This window comes from Streptomyces sp. NBC_01198 (assembly GCF_036010485.1).
In the GTDB taxonomy this organism is placed as follows: domain Bacteria; phylum Actinomycetota; class Actinomycetes; order Streptomycetales; family Streptomycetaceae; genus Actinacidiphila.
Map to the genome: position 1 here is coordinate 5,062,374 of NZ_CP108568.1, position 14,368 is coordinate 5,076,741.

The following is a 14,368-nucleotide window of genomic DNA, read 5'->3' on the forward strand; positions in this document are numbered from 1 at the left end:
GCACCACCTCCCATGGCCTCTCGGAGCACCTTCGAAGGCCCATCCCCCCAATGGAGGTCGTTCGCACATGGCAGTCCCGATAGTCCGACGCAGAACCGCGGCGTTCGCCGCAGGCCTGATGGTCGTCGCGTCAGGCGGTGTGGCCGCTGCGCTCAGCACCACGTCCGCCTCGGCGGCCACGGCCGGGTGCTCGGTCGCCTACAACGTGAGCCAGTGGGACACCGGCTTCACCACGCAGGTGACGATCACCAACACCGGCCCGGCGCTGACCAGCTGGAAGCTCGGCTGGAACTTCGCCGGCAACCAGCAGATCACCCAGTCGTGGAACGCGACCGTCACCCAGTCGGGCAAGGCCGTCAGCGCGGCCAGCCTGTCCTACAACGGCGCGGTGGCGACCGGCGGGACGGCGACCTTCGGCTTCAACGGGTCGTACAGCGGCACCAACACCTCGCCGACGGCGTTCACCCTGAACGGTGTCGCATGCGGTGGCAGTGGCAGCACCGGCGGTACTACGACTGGTGGCAGCACCACAGGTGGCACCACGACCGGCGGTACCACCACAGGTGGCACCACGACCGGCGGCAGCACCACTGGCGGTAGCACCACCGGCGGCAGCACGACCGGCGGCAGCACCACCGGCGGCTCGACGGGTGGCACCACCCCGCCGCCCGGCCAGCGGGTCGACAACCCGTATGTGGGCGCCAAGGGCTACGTCAACTCCGAGTGGTCCGCGCTGGCTGCCGGGGACGGCGGTTCCTCGATCGCCCACCAGTCGACCGCTGTGTGGCTCGACCGGATCGCCGCGATCAACGGTGTGAACGGCGGCATGGGCCTCAAGGCCCACCTGGACGCCGCGGTGCAGCAGGCCGCCGGCCAGCCGCTGACCATCGAACTGGTCATCTACGACCTTCCGGGACGCGACTGCTCCGCCCTCGCCTCCAACGGTGAGCTGGGCCCGACGGACATCGGCCGTTACCAGACCGACTACATCGACCCGATCGCCGCGCTGGAGGGCAACTCGGCGTACTCGGGGCTGCGCATCGTCAACATCGTCGAGCCCGACTCGCTGCCCAACCTGACCACCAACGCGGGTGGCACCGACGGTTCCACCGACGCGTGCGCGACGATGAAGGCGAACGGCAACTACGAGAAGGGCGTCAGCTACGCGCTCTCGAAGCTGGGCGCGATCGGCAACACCTACAACTACATCGACGCCGGCCACCACGCCTGGCTCGGCTGGGACACCAACCTCGGCCCGGCCGCGCAGGAGTTCTACAAGGTCGCCACGACGAACGGCGCCAACGTCGGGGACGTCCAGGGCTTCATCGTCAACACCGCGAACTACGGTGCGACCGTCGAGCCCTACTTCAAGATCACGGACAACGTCAACGGCACCACCGTGCGGCAGTCCAAGTGGGTGGACTGGAACTACTACGTGGACGAGCAGTCCTACGCCCAGGGCCTGCGGGACAAGCTGGTCTCGCTCGGCTTCAGTTCCAGCCTCGGCATGCTGATCGACACCTCCCGCAACGGCTGGGGCGGCACTGCCCGTCCCACCGGACCGGGTGCCACGACCAGCGTGGACACCTACGTGAACGGCGGCCGCATCGACCGTCGCATCCACGCGGGCAACTGGTGCAACCAGACGGGTGCGGGCATCGGCGCACGGCCGACCGCCGCTCCCGCGACGGGCATCGACGCCTACGTGTGGGTCAAGCCTCCGGGTGAGTCGGACGGTGCGAGCCAGGTCGTCAGCAACGACGAGGGCAAGGGCTTCGACCGGATGTGCGACCCGACCTACGGTGGCAACGCGCGCAACGGCAACAACGCGACGGGCGCACTGTCCAACGCGCCGCTGGCGGGCCACTGGTTCTCGGCCCAGTTCCACCAGCTCATCGCCAACGCCTACCCGCCGCTTTCGTAGTACGCGAACAGCGGATCCCCCCACCGGGCCCGCACGGGGCCGCACCGGGTCAGCCGACCCGGACCGCGGTCCCGTCGCGGGCCCGCCGCATGCCCGCACCCGGCCGCGGCAGGCCGGGTGCGGGCACGTTCACGCGGCGGGACCACGGGCCGGTGCCCGGCTGTCACACCCCTCGTGCACCATGGAGGTGGAAGGGTCGAGACGGTCGGGACCAAGGAGGGGGGCGGATTCATGGACGTCACCGAGGTGCACGGGTCGGTGGAGCCGGGGTACGAGCCGGTCCGCACCGCCTTCGCGGGCAATTTCACCCGGCGCGGGGACCGGGGCGCGGCAGTCGCGGTCTACCGCGAGGGGCGGAAGGTCGTCGACCTGTGGGGCGGCACCGCGGCGCCCGACGGGGGCGGCCCGTGGCGGGAGGACACCGCGCAGACCGTTCGGTCCGCGACCAAGGGCGTCGCGTCGGCCTGCCTGCTGCTGCTCCACCAGCGCGGGCAGCTGGATCTCGACGCGCCGGTCGGGGCGTACTGGCCGGAGTTCAAGGCGCACGGCAAGGACCGGGTGACGGTACGGGAGGTGCTCGCGCACCGGGTCGGGGTGCCCGCGCTCGACGTGCCGCTCACCCCCGAGCAGGCGCTCGACGGGGTCTCGGGGCCGCGCGCGGTGGCCGCGCAGCGGCCGCTCTTCACGCCGGGCGCGGCACACGGCTATCACGCGCAGACCTTCAGCTGGCTGGCCGGTGAGCTGGTGCAACGCGCTTCCGGGCGGTCGATCGGTCGCTTCGTGGCCGAGGAGATCACCCGGCTGCTCGGCCTCGACCTGTGGATAGGCCTGCCCGCCGACCGGGTGGGACAGGTCGGCAGGATCGCCGACATCGAGGTGCCCCCACCCGCGGTCTCCGGCGGGCTGCGCACCCGGGCGAAGCAGTCGGTCCACGACGCCTACGCCGATCCGGACTCGCTCACTCGGCGGGCGTTCGCCGCGATCACCCCGCTGCCCGACGAGAACGACCCGGCGTATCGGGCGGGGGAGCTGGCGGCGTCCGGCGGCATCGCCACCGCCCGGTCGCTCGCGCGCTTCTACGCGGCGCTGGTCGGCGAGGTGCAGGACGGCCCGCGGCTGTTCGCACCCGCGACGCTGACCGCCGCCAGGACGCCGGAGTCGGACGGCCCCGACCAGGTGCTGGTGGTCAACACGCTCTTCGGGCTCGGCTACATGCTGCACGGCCCGGCCTCGCCGCTGCTGGCCCCCGGATCCTTCGGGCACCCGGGTCGCGGCGGCAGCCTGGCCTTCGCCGATCCGGGTACGGGTATCGGGTTCGGCTACGTCACCAACGGGATGCAGCGCAACGTCACCGCGGACCCGCGCGCCCAGGCCCTGGTCAGGGCGCTCAAGGAGTGCATACGCTGACCGGATGCGAGGACGTTTCGAGGACTTCGGTGTGATCGTCACGGGCGGCGCACGCGGTATCGGCGAGGCGACGGCCCGGCGGTTCGCCGCCGAGGGTGCCGCAGTGCTGATCGCCGACATCGACGAGCAGGGGGGCGCGCGGACCGCCGCCTCGATCCGTGCGGCGGGCGGCCGGGCCGAGTCGTGCGGGTGCGACGTCGCCGACCGCAAGTCGGTGGACGCGGCCGTGGCGCAGGCGGTGGACGCCTTCGGGACGCTCGACGTGCTGGTCAACAACGCCTACCGGTGCGGCGAGCACCGGCCCGACTTCACCGACGAGGACGACGACGAGTGGCGGCTCGACCTCGACGTCACCCTGGTCGGCGCGATGCGCTGCACCAGGGCCGCGCTGCCGCACCTGGCCGCCGCGCCCGGCCGGCGGGGCGCGGTGGTCAACATCGGCTCGGTCAACGGCATCTCCTACTTCGGCAACCACTCCTACAGCGCGGCCAAAGCGGGCCTGATGTCGCTGACGCGCACGCTGGCGGTGCACGCCGCTCCCAGCGGTGTGCGGGTCAACCTGGTGGCCCCCGGGACCATCCGGACGCCGGCCTGGGAGGGCAAGGAGTCCGTGCTGGCCGCAGCCGCGCCGCTCTATCCGCTCGGCCGGATCGGTGAGCCCGCCGACATCGCCGGCGCCGTCACCTTCCTCGCGTCGCCCGACGCGGCCTGGACCACCGGCGTGACGCTCCCGGTGGACGGCGGCATCCTGCTCAGCAACCCCGGCTTCGCGGACGCGGTCGAGGCGGCCGTCGAGTAGCCCGCCGGCCGTGGGCCGCTGCCCGCCCTGCCGTCTCGCCGACCTCCCCGGCAGGGGCGCGAGCGCGATCACCGGCCCCGAGTCGCGGAGCACAGCGACCGGCCGTCCGCCGGTGGCGGGAGGCTCACCCGGCGAACGGCCGATCGGCTCTGCGGACCTCACGGAGACCCAGCCGGCTCTTTTCCTGCGCGCCGGTGAGGAATCGGCACCGTCCTCGCCCGCCTTTCCCCGTCAACCGGTGAGAGGCGAAATGCATTGTTCGTGAAAGGACGGGCCGCCGAACCCGCACCGCGGAGAGGGCATCGGACATCGACAGCGTCGATGGCTTCTGCCTGCTCATCCGGGGCGCCGGATGCCTGGTCGAGGCATCGGCGACGCATTCGCCGGCAGTCAGCGGAGTTGCTGCTTCCGCTTTCCGGTGGCGCACTGGATCTCTATGACCTGGGTCAGAGGTTCTCTCCGGCCAGCTGTCGCGGCAATCGTAGCGACGCACCCGAGGAGGATCAACGGTTCATCGGCGGCCGATTCCGCTGTGGGTGTAAATTCTTGTGGTCGATCGAGCACGTGGGATATGAAATTTGAGGTTCGTATCAACTTCCCTGACCGCCCGCCGGACCCCGCGCCGGGTGCCGGAGCGGCCGCGGTGGGGAGGGGCCCGCGGTTCCGGCCGGCCCGCCGCGCAGGCCGTGAACGGCACGGGAAAGAGTGCGAATGAGCCCAAAAGCGGCGGGCGGCGGGGAGAAGTCCAGCGGAATCCGCCCGTCGCGCGCCCGGCGCCGTGCGGGAATTGCGCCCCCGGCGATCGCGCGGACCTGCGAGGAGTCCCCGTACGGGGGCGCGGAGCGCCTGACGAGACGTCACAACTCCTCCACCAGAGTGCTCTTGTCCCTCCGTCGGATGGCTAGGATGATCAGGCAATCCCTTCCCACGGCGGGCGCGCGCGTCGGGTTTTGACCACGCCGACCGTTGTGCGCATTCCGGTGCGTCCCGTACGTGCCGGGATCCGATGGGCTGCCCCGGTCTGATCGGCCTCCCCGAGTTCCTGAGGATCTGATGACAAGTCACATATCGGGTGTGGTGTTCTGGCCTGTCGCCGTCGTCGCGCTCGCGGCCCTCGTCCTGTGGGTCCGGCAGGCGGTCGTGTCGGCCCGCCTCCGCAAACAGCTCGCCGCCACCCAGCGCCAGCTGCACGACCGCGAGGCGGACGTGCGGGCCCGCGAGGCGGAGATCGCGCACCTGGTCGACGTCCGGCTGCCCGCCGTGGAGCTGGGCGGCCGGCGGCCGCAGCAGGGGCTGCGCGATCCGCGGCTCGCCGGGTCCGCCTTCGCGGACCGGATGGACCAGGTCGTGCACCGCTTCGTCGGCACCGTCGAGAAGGCAAGAGTGCGGGCCGACCAGTCGGCCAAGGCCACCCTGAAAGCGGCGATGCGCTCGGTCCAGGCGCTGGCGAACGAGCAGCAGCTGTCCATCTCCGACATGCAGGACCGGCACGACAACGCCAACGTCCTGCAGGACCTGATGGAGATCGACCACGCCAACTCGCAGTTCGGCCGCCGCGCGCAGGCCATCGCGGTGCTCTGCGGCTCCTGGCCAGGCCGGCAGCGCGCGGCCTCGCCGCTGATCGACGTGCTGCGCGGCGCCAAGTCCCGTATCCGCGACTACCAGCGGGTCGAGATCGGCACCGGCCCTGACATCGACGTGATCAGCCGGGCGGTGGAACCGGTGGTGCTCGCGGTCGCCGAACTGCTCGACAACGCCACCCGGCACTCGCAGCCGAACACCTCGGTCGAGGTCAGCCTGCGTCCCGCGCACAACGGCACCACGATCGTCATCGACGACGCGGGTGTCGGCATGGACGAGCTGGAGGTCTCGGTCGCCGTCGAGCGGCTGGAGGGCGGCGAGAACCTGGACATCAACCGGCTCGGCGACCCGCCGCAGTTCGGCTTCGCGGTGATCGGCGTGCTGGCCGCCCGCTACGGCTTCTCGGTGTCCGTGGACACCAGGTCGCCCTACGGCGGCGTCCGGGCGGTGCTGTTCCTGCCCAAGGCGCTGCTGACCACCGCGGGTACGGCCGCGGCCCCGGTGGTCGCCCGCGCCGCCGCGCACTCCCGCGCCGTGGCACCCGGCGAGCTGCCGGTGCGCTCGTCGGCGGCCGCGCGCAACGCGTCGGCCGAGCCGGCTCCCGGCGCCGGCCGGCACGCAGCGGCGACCGTACCGGCGCCGGGGTACACCCCCGGCGACGACGTACCGGCGACCCCCATCACCGGCGCCACCGCCGGCGGCCTGCCCAAGCGCCGCAGGCGCGAGGTCAGCGGCGAGCAGCTCGCGGCCCGGCACGCACGCACCGCGGAACCGGCTGCCGACGAGGACACCGGGCCGGTGCGTACCCCGTACGAGACGGCATCCCGAATGGGTGCATTCGCCCGTGGCACACGCTCCGGGCGCGCGGAATCCACCGATGACGAAGGGACGACTCAGGAATGAACGACCATATGGCCAACGAGCTGGGCTGGATGCTCGACGAGGTCCTGAAGGTCCCGGAGGCGCGGCACGCGATCCTGCTGTCCGCGGACGGGATGCTCAGGGCGCACTCGAAGGGCATCGGGCGCGACGAGGCGGAACGCCAGGCCGCCGCGCTGTCCGGGCTGCAGTCCATCAGCCGCAGCACCGCGGAGTTCTGCGGCAAGGACGGCTCGCCCTGGCAGCAGACCCTGGTCGAGTTCGCGGGGGGCTACGTCTTCCTGGTCGCGGCGGGCGCGGGCGCGTATCTGGCGGTCTCCTCCACGCAGAACGTGGACATGGAGATGGTCACCTACCGCATGCAGAAGCTGGTCGACCGCCTCGGCAAGGAGCTGACCAGCCCGCCCCGCCAGGACGCGGCGACCACCCGGCCGGGCACCACCGTCACGTCATGACCCCGCCGCGCAGGCGAGAGCAGGGACTCGTGCGGGCCTACGTCGTCACCGACGGGCGGGCCCACCCGACGCGCAACACCCTGGACATCGTCACGCTGGTGAACGCCGTGACCAGCCGCCCGCTGGCCGGGCTCACGCCGGAGCGGCGCGCGGTGATGGAGCTGTGCCGGGGCGGAGCCCTGTCCGTCGCCGAGGTCGCGGGATACCTCTCCCTGCCGCTCAGCGTCACCAAAGTGCTGATCAGCGACCTCATCGACAGCGGCCACATCATCGCGCGGGCCGCCATACCCAAGGCGCAACTCCCCGACGTCCAGCTCCTGCAGGAGGTGCTCAATGGGCTCCGCGCCCGCCTCTGACCGCGCCACCGTCCCCCCGGGCGGCGCGCCCTCGTACGTGGCCGACTCGGTCAGGACCGCGGCCAAGATCCTCGTCGTGGGGCACTTCGCGGTCGGCAAGACCACCTTCGTCGGGACCCTCTCGGAGATCACGCCGCTGCGGACCGAGGAGCCGTTGTCCCAGGCCGGCGCGCAGGTCGACGACCTGGCCGGGGTGCCCGAGAAGACCGCCACCACCGTCGCCATGGACTTCGGGCGGCTCACCCTCAGCGACAGCCTGGTGCTCTACCTCTTCGGGGCGCCGGGCCAGAAGCGCTTCACGCGGCTGTGGACGGACATGCTCCAGGGCGCGCTCGGCGCCCTGGTGCTCGCCGACACCCGGCGGCTCGACCAGTCCTTCGACGTGATGGGGCTGCTCGAGGAGCACGGCATGCCGTACGCGGTCGCCGTCAACCAGTTCGACGGGGCGCCGCACTTCCCCGAGGAGGAGGTGCGCGAGGCGCTCGACCTGCTACCCGACACCCCGCTGATCGGCTGCGACGCCCGCGACGCCGCCTCCTCCACCAAGGCGCTGATCGCCCTGGTGGAACACCTGCAGACCCGCCCCGTCCCCGCCGACCAGGAGTCCTGAACCGGATGACGTCCCCGATCGCGCCAGAGCCCGCATCAGCCCCGGACCCCGCGGCCTTCCCCGCACCGCCGCCCGGCTGCCCCGCGCACGCCGGCAGCGGCGCCCTGCGCCTCTACGGGCCGGAGCACGCCGCCGACCCGCAGGCGACCTTCGCGGCGCTGCGCAAGCAGGGCAGCGTCGCCCCGGTGGAGATCGCGCCGGGCGTCGACGCCGACCTCGTGCTGGGCTACCAGAGCGCGCTCGAAGTGCTGCGCAGCCCCGAGCGCTTCTCCAAGGACCCGCGCAACTGGCGGGCGCTTGAGGACGGTTCCGTACCGGCCGACAGCCCGGTGGTGCCGATGATGGGGTACCGGCCCAACGCCCTGTGGTCCGACGGCGAGGCGCACGCCCGCTACCGCGGGGCGATCACCGACAGCCTCGGCCAGGTCGACCCCAACGCGCTGCGCGGCTACGTCGAGGACAGCGCCGACATCCTCATCGACCGGATCGGCGCCCGCGGCAACGCCGACCTGCTCGGCGAGTACGGGGCGCTGCTGCCGCTGCTGGTCTTCAACCGGCTGTTCGGCTGCCCCGCCGACATCGGCGACAAGCTGGTCGTCGGCATGTCCGGCATCTTCGACGCCGACGCGGACTCGGAGAAGGCCAACCAGCTCCTCACCGAGGGCATGCTCGAACTCGTCGCGCTCAAGCGCCGCCAGCCCGGCGCCGACGTCACGTCCTGGATGATGGCCCACCCGGCCGGGCTGAGCGACGAGGAGATGCTGCACCAGCTCGTCCTGCTGGTGGGCGCGGGCACCGAGCCCGAGCAGAACCTGATCTGCAACGCGCTGCTCCTGCTGCTGTCCGACGACCGCTTCGCCGGCGACCTGGCCGGCGGCAGCATGCCGGTCGACGAGGCCCTCGACGAGGTGCTGTGGGGCGACCCGCCGCTGGCGAACTACGCGGTGCACTACGCCATCCAGGACACCGAGGTCGACGGCGTCGAGCTGGTCGCGGGACGCCCGATCCTGGTCAGCTTCACCGCCGCCAACACCGATCCGGCACTCAGCGGGGAGCGCCGCGGCGGCAACCGGGCCCACCTGTCGTGGAGCGCGGGCCCGCACACCTGCCCCGCCAAGAGCCCGGCCCGGCTGATCGCGGCGGTCGCGGTGGAGAAGCTGCTCGACCGGCTGCCGGATATCGAACTCGACTGCGAGGTGGGACAGTTGGAGTGGCGGCAGGGTCCCTTCCACCGGGCTCTGGTCGCTCTGCCTGTCGTTTTCCCGCCGATCACCATCTCCGCGCCGGCCGCCGCGGAAGAGACCTCAGGAGCCCCCGCATGGACTACCCAGCCCGCCCCGCCGACGCCGAGCGCGACGCCGCAGCCCCCCTCGTCATCGACCCGGCAGGTCGGGACATACACGGTGAGGGAGCCCGCATCCGCGAACGCGGCCCCGCGACGCTGGTGGAGCTTCCTGGTGGGGTCCAGGCGTGGGCGGTAAGCGACCAGGCGCTGCTCAAGGAGCTGCTGACCGACCCGCGCGTCTCCAAGGACCCGCGGCAGCACTGGTCGGCCTGGGCCAACGGCGAGATCACGCCTGACTGGCCGCTGTTCACCTGGGTCGCGGTCACCAACATGTTCACCGCCTACGGCGGCGACCACCGGCGGCTGCGCAAGCTGGTGTCGGTGGCCTTCACCGCCCGCCGCACCGAGGCGCTGCGCCCCTGGATCGAGCAGCTGACCGGGGACCTGCTCGACGCCCTGGCCGCGGCGCCGGCCGGCGAGCCGGTGGACCTGCGCGAGGCGTACTGCTACCCGATCCCGATCCAGGTGATCTGCCAGCTCTTCGGCATCGAGGACGAGGAGACCCGCACGGAGCTGCGCCGGCTGGTCGACAACATCTTCAACACCGCCATCAGCCCCGAGGACGCCGTCGCCACCTTCACCGGGATCCACCAGGTGCTCTCCGGCCTGGTCGCCCGCAAGCGGGAGAAGCCCGGCGACGACCTCACCAGCGTGCTCATCTCCGCCCGCGAGGAGGACGGCTCCCGGCTGACCGAGGGCGAGCTCGTGGACACCCTGATCCTGATGATCAGCGCCGGCCACGAGACCACCGTCAACCTGCTCGACAACGCTGTCCACGCCCTGCTCCGCCACCCCGAGCAGCTGGAGCTGGTCAGGGCCGGCGGAGCGGGCTGGAGCGACGTGATCGAGGAGACGCTGCGGGCCGAGGCGCCCGTCGCGAGCCTGCCGCTGCGCTACGCGGTGGACGACATCACGGCCGGCGGGGTGCACATCAAGAAGGGCGAGGCGATCCTGGCCTCGTACGCCGCCGCCGGCCGCCACCCGGCCTACCACGGGGCGACCGCCGACCGGTTCGACATCACCCGGGCCAACAAGGAGCACCTGGCCTTCGGGCACGGCGCACACTTCTGCCTCGGCGCCCCGCTGGCCCGGCTGGAGGCCGAGATAGCCCTGCCGGCGCTCTTCGCCCGCTTCCCGGGCCTGGCGCTCGCGGTGCCGGACGAGGAGCTGCCGCCGGTGGAGTCGTTCATCTCGCACGGCCACGCGCGGCTGCCGGTGCTCCTGGGCTGAGCCGCGTCCCTCCCCACGGTGCCCCCGTCCGCGGTCCGCCGCGGGCGGGGGCACCGTCGCCTGCCGGAAGCCGCCGGCGCGGGTGGGTCGGCGGCTCCTGACGGGGCGTCGCGGCTACGAGGCGCGCAGCACGTCCGCGACGATCGGGCCGGCGGACTTGTTGCCGTGGTCGCCCTGGACCACCATCGCCGCCGCTGCCACGTCGCCGCTGTAGGCGGTGAACCAGCCGGTGGGCAGGTCGTCCTTGTTCTCCTCCGCCGAGCCGGTCTTGGCACCGTAGGGGCTGCTCACGCCGCTCAGCAGGCCCGCCGCGGTGCCCGCGGTCGCGGTCAGGTGCATCATCGACATCAGATTCTGCCGGACGGTGGGCGGCAGCGGAGTGGCGCTGAGGGTCTCCCGCTTGTCGATGAGGCCGGTGTCCTGGAGGATCGACGGCTGGTGGAAGCGGCCGTCCCGGACGGTGGCCGCGACCGACGCCATGTTCAGCGTGTTCATCAGGACCTGGCCCTGGCCGATCATCTCCGACGTCATCTCGTCGCCCGTGCCGCCGGGGATGCTGCCGTCGGTGGTGCCGGTGCCGACGTACCAGGGGCGGGAGTCGCCGACGAGGCCGAAGTACTTCTTGCCGACCTGGGCCAGCGAATCCTGGTCCAGATACTTCGAGAGCCGGATGAAGCCGGTGTTGCAGGACCTGGAGAAGTCCCAGGCGAGCGTGGCGTTCAGCTTGTCCGGCGTGACGTTGTGGTATTTCTTGCCGCCGAGCGCCGCGTAGCCGTCGACGCACTGCGACGTCGACTGGGGCGTCAGCCGCGGGGTGTCCGAGGTGACCGGCGCCAGCATCAGTGCGGTCGCCGTGACGATCTTGAAGGTGGAGCCGGGCGGCTGCAGGGCCAACGCGTAGTTCGTGCCGCCGGGCGGGTTGGCCGCCATCGCCAGGATCGTGCCGTCGCGGGTGTCCAGCGCGGTCACCCCCGACTGGCCGTACTTCCGCACCGACTTCTCCGCCGCCGCCTGGATCCCGGCGTCCAGCGTGGTCTCGAGCTTGGCGTTCTGGCCCGGCTTGACCACGTAGAGCGTCTTGACGACGGCGCCGCCGTCGTCGGTCACGTAGGTCTCGATGCCGGGGGTGCCGCCGAGGTTCGCGTCCGCGTAGCGCTTGCGCAGGTCGGTGAAGACGTCGGTCAGACCCGGAAACTGCTGGACCGTCATGGTCTTGCCGTGCCGGTCGACCAGATCCACCTCGGGCGTGCTCGCCAGGCCGGTGACCACCGACTGGCCGTCCTTGAGGTCCGGCTCGATGACGTCGGGCGCCCACTTGACCGCCGGGTCGCCCACCGTGTTGCGGCTGACCTTCAGCGTCGAGTCGTACGTCCAGACCTTCGGCGCGAGCTTCTCGTACGAGATGGTCGCCTTGACCGCGAACGAGACCGTCAGCGCCGACGGGTCCGGCGCGGTGGTCGAGTCGGTCGCGCTGTCCGTCGGGATCGGCGTGGCCGTGATCTTGCTGATGCTCGCCTTCTGCCGGTAGTCGGCCAGCGCCGCGGAGGCCGTCTGGACGGAGTCCGTCAGCTTGGCGGCCTTCTCGTCGTCACCGGCTGACCAGGCGGCCAGGAAGTCGGCCGCCGTCCTGGTGACGTCCTTGGCGCTGAGCGGAGTGCCCGCACTGGCGGTGGCGGCGGCCGGCTTGCTGCCCTCGCTGTCGTCCAGGCTCGTGTAGATGTTGTAGCCGCCGTACACGGCGACGCCCAGCATCGTGATGAAGACCGCACCGATCACACCGGTCTTGACTTTCCTTGGTACGGGCACCGAGACCCCCCTCTTCCCACCCCCTGAACACGTTCAAATGAGCGTGTCCAGGGGGCACTTTACGGGACGGGTGTGACAGGACAGGTCTCGAAAGCAACACGGCTTCGTCCCTGCTGTGTTGCACGGGGAACCCTCGCCCTCGACGCTCGCCTGGTCACACCCAGGAGTCGAACCACATCCTGGCCTGCCAGCCGGTGTAGGGGATCGTCATGCCGGTGTAGATCGGGAAGAAGTAGATGAAATTCCGATTCCTTGGGCACGTAGACCCCTGGCCAGGGCAGACGCACTGACCAGGGGGGAGCCTACGTGCCGGGGGCCGTCTGTGGGCCGTCCGGCTGCTCATCAAGAGCCGGGAACACGTTGTCCACGGCCTTCCGTGTGCGGCCCTCGCTGCTCGGCATGAGGTGCGTGTACACGCGGAGTGTGAAGCCGGGGTCGCTGTGGCCGAGGTAGGTGCTCAGGGCCTTGATGGTCTCCCCGGCGTCCAGCAGGACCGAAGCGTAGAAGTGCCGCAGGGCGTGCATGCCGTGCTCGCGTGCGGCCGGGTAGCGCTCGCCAGGCGGAGGCTTCGGGATGAGGCCAGCGGTGGCCAGGGCAGGCTTCCACATGAAGTCATCGAAGTAGCTTGCCCGTACGGTATTGCCCGTATTGCCAGTGAACACCAGTTCCTTGGTCACGAGAGGCCCGGTCGGCGTGATCCACGGCAACGTGACCTTGACGGTCGGGAACTCCCGCATGTGGGCGCGGAGCGCAGCCGCGACAGTAGCCGGCAGAGGAACGTCGCGGAGCCTGCCCCGTTTGGGCGGGGCAAACACGAGCTTGCCGCGGACACGCTTGACCTGATTGCGCACGGCCAGCCATTCGCCCGCGAAGTCCACTTCGTCGGCCGGCAAGCCGAAGATCTCGCCCTGACGCAAACCGCAGCCGCCGCCGATGTCGACCATAGCTCGGAACCGCTTGGGCAACGCGCCTCGGACCGCGAAAACGTGCTCCGTCCGCCACGGCGTAATGCGCGACGGGGCCCCCTGGGGTGCCCTGACCGACTTGGCCAGGCACGGGTTACGTGGGATCAGGAGGTCATCCACCGCGGCGCCGAACACTGTGGACACCGTTCCGAAGATGATCCGGCGGTACGACTCCGTTGGCGCGGTGTTCTTCAACTCCTCAAGCCAGTCGCGAACGTGCGCAGGCTGGAAGGCAACCAACGGGCGCGACCCGATGAGCGGGTTCACGTGAAGGCGCAGTTGTCGTTCGATCGCGTCTCGCCCACCGATGCTGCCCGAAGCGCTGGCGGCCCAGCGTTCGGCGTACTGCTGGAAGGTGGTGCGGGCGGCTTTGGGGTCGACGTAGTGGCCGCCTTCCATGTCGGCCTTGGTCTTGGCGAGCCAGGCTTCGGCGAGGCGCTTCTGTCGATCGGGGAAGCTCTTGGACTTCTCGGTTCCGTCCGGGCCGATGTAACGGGCGCGGTACCGCATGCCTGTTCCGTGGCGGTCGGTCTTGACTGTGATGGACTTGCCATCGGGGGTGGTGACGGTCTTGTACCAGCGGTCCTGGATATGCCCTGCCATGGGTGGCGACTCCTGGAAGGTATGGCGGCGGCCGGTGGCGAGCAGGTGTGCTCGCCACCGGCCGTGGTGGTCTGAGCGGGGTGAGTCAGGCAGCTTGCGTCTGCTGGTCGATCCAGGTGCGTACGGCGTCGGGGTCGTAGCGCAGGTGTTTACCGACGCGGAATCCGGGCGGTCCGGTGCGCTTCTTGCGCCAGGCGTAGACGGTTTCGACGCTCGGCAGACGCAATACGTCGGCGAGTTCTTCGGGCGTGAGGAAGTGATCGGGGAGCGCGGACACGCGGGTCCTCCGAGATTTGGGGCCGGGGCCCTGTCCTGCCAGGTCCGCTACTTCCGCTACCTCCGCTACCGCCCTGGTCAGGGCCTTGATCAGGTAGCGGATCGGGGTAGCGGTAGCGGATGGGTCCGCTA

At 71.1% G+C, this 14,368-nt stretch carries 12 protein-coding genes; 9 read left to right on the top strand and 3 right to left on the bottom strand.

Features of this window, described 5'->3' with window-relative positions; genetic code table 11:
- The first annotated feature begins 67 nt into the window (after positions 1-67).
- From OG702_RS22645 to OG702_RS22685, 9 genes are all read left to right on the top strand, one after another.
- Positions 68-1,924 (top strand): glycoside hydrolase family 6 protein, encoded by a 1,857-nt coding sequence (locus OG702_RS22645; protein ID WP_442814507.1) that lies wholly within the window; start codon positions 68-70, stop codon positions 1,922-1,924.
- Between the two features lie 231 nt (positions 1,925-2,155).
- Positions 2,156-3,331 (top strand): serine hydrolase domain-containing protein, encoded by a 1,176-nt coding sequence (locus tag OG702_RS22650; protein WP_327290744.1) that lies wholly within the window; start codon positions 2,156-2,158, stop codon positions 3,329-3,331.
- A gap of 4 nt (positions 3,332-3,335) precedes the next feature.
- Positions 3,336-4,130 carry an SDR family NAD(P)-dependent oxidoreductase gene (locus tag OG702_RS22655; protein WP_327290745.1) on the top strand — a complete coding sequence of 265 codons (795 nt, stop codon included), beginning with the start codon at positions 3,336-3,338 and terminating at the stop codon, positions 4,128-4,130.
- 1,053 nt (positions 4,131-5,183) lie between these two features.
- Entirely contained in the window at positions 5,184-6,614 is a 1,431-nt protein-coding gene (locus tag OG702_RS22660; protein ID WP_327290746.1) for an ATP-binding protein, read from the top strand.
- Positions 6,611-7,045 (top strand): roadblock/LC7 domain-containing protein, encoded by a 435-nt coding sequence (locus OG702_RS22665; RefSeq protein WP_327290747.1) that lies wholly within the window; start codon positions 6,611-6,613, stop codon positions 7,043-7,045. Before OG702_RS22660 ends, OG702_RS22665 begins: the two co-directional genes overlap by 4 nt.
- Positions 7,042-7,401 (top strand): DUF742 domain-containing protein, encoded by a 360-nt coding sequence (locus OG702_RS22670; protein WP_327290748.1) that lies wholly within the window; start codon positions 7,042-7,044, stop codon positions 7,399-7,401. The genes OG702_RS22665 and OG702_RS22670 overlap by 4 nt, the downstream gene beginning before the upstream one ends.
- Positions 7,379-8,011 carry a GTP-binding protein gene (locus OG702_RS22675; RefSeq protein ID WP_327290749.1) on the top strand — a complete coding sequence of 211 codons (633 nt, stop codon included), beginning with the start codon at positions 7,379-7,381 and terminating at the stop codon, positions 8,009-8,011. The genes OG702_RS22670 and OG702_RS22675 overlap by 23 nt, the downstream gene beginning before the upstream one ends.
- Before the next feature lie 5 nt (positions 8,012-8,016).
- Positions 8,017-9,492 (top strand): cytochrome P450, encoded by a 1,476-nt coding sequence (locus OG702_RS22680; RefSeq protein WP_327290750.1) that lies wholly within the window; start codon positions 8,017-8,019, stop codon positions 9,490-9,492.
- Positions 9,456-10,586, top strand: coding sequence for a cytochrome P450 family protein (locus OG702_RS22685; RefSeq protein ID WP_327290751.1), 1,131 nt, complete (start codon positions 9,456-9,458; stop codon positions 10,584-10,586). The genes OG702_RS22680 and OG702_RS22685 overlap by 37 nt, the downstream gene beginning before the upstream one ends.
- Positions 10,587-10,700: 114 nt before the next feature.
- Here the strand turns inward: OG702_RS22685 and OG702_RS22690 are convergent, their stop codons facing one another.
- The 3 genes from OG702_RS22690 to OG702_RS22700 form a co-directional block, all read right to left on the bottom strand.
- Positions 10,701-12,392 (bottom strand): penicillin-binding transpeptidase domain-containing protein, encoded by a 1,692-nt coding sequence (locus OG702_RS22690; RefSeq protein WP_327290752.1) that lies wholly within the window; start codon positions 12,390-12,392, stop codon positions 10,701-10,703.
- Between the two features lie 302 nt (positions 12,393-12,694).
- Positions 12,695-13,960 (bottom strand): tyrosine-type recombinase/integrase, encoded by a 1,266-nt coding sequence (locus OG702_RS22695; RefSeq protein WP_327290753.1) that lies wholly within the window; start codon positions 13,958-13,960, stop codon positions 12,695-12,697.
- 85 nt (positions 13,961-14,045) lie between these two features.
- Positions 14,046-14,237 carry a helix-turn-helix transcriptional regulator gene (locus tag OG702_RS22700; RefSeq protein ID WP_327290754.1) on the bottom strand — a complete coding sequence of 64 codons (192 nt, stop codon included), beginning with the start codon at positions 14,235-14,237 and terminating at the stop codon, positions 14,046-14,048.
- Positions 14,238-14,368: the final 131 nt, after the last annotated feature.

Bases quoted from the DNA above. Each gene is read 5' to 3' on its own strand.
- OG702_RS22645 (WP_442814507.1), top strand. From the start codon at position 68: ATGGCAGTCCCGATAGTCCGACGCAGAACCGCGGCGTTCGCCGCAGGC.
- OG702_RS22650 (WP_327290744.1), top strand. From the start codon at position 2,156: ATGGACGTCACCGAGGTGCACGGGTCGGTGGAGCCGGGGTACGAGCCG.
- OG702_RS22655 (WP_327290745.1), top strand. From the start codon at position 3,336: ATGCGAGGACGTTTCGAGGACTTCGGTGTGATCGTCACGGGCGGCGCA.
- OG702_RS22660 (WP_327290746.1), top strand. From the start codon at position 5,184: ATGACAAGTCACATATCGGGTGTGGTGTTCTGGCCTGTCGCCGTCGTC.
- OG702_RS22665 (WP_327290747.1), top strand. From the start codon at position 6,611: ATGAACGACCATATGGCCAACGAGCTGGGCTGGATGCTCGACGAGGTC.
- OG702_RS22670 (WP_327290748.1), top strand. From the start codon at position 7,042: ATGACCCCGCCGCGCAGGCGAGAGCAGGGACTCGTGCGGGCCTACGTC.
- OG702_RS22675 (WP_327290749.1), top strand. From the start codon at position 7,379: ATGGGCTCCGCGCCCGCCTCTGACCGCGCCACCGTCCCCCCGGGCGGC.
- OG702_RS22680 (WP_327290750.1), top strand. From the start codon at position 8,017: ATGACGTCCCCGATCGCGCCAGAGCCCGCATCAGCCCCGGACCCCGCG.
- OG702_RS22695 (WP_327290753.1), bottom strand. From the start codon at position 13,960: ATGGCAGGGCATATCCAGGACCGCTGGTACAAGACCGTCACCACCCCC.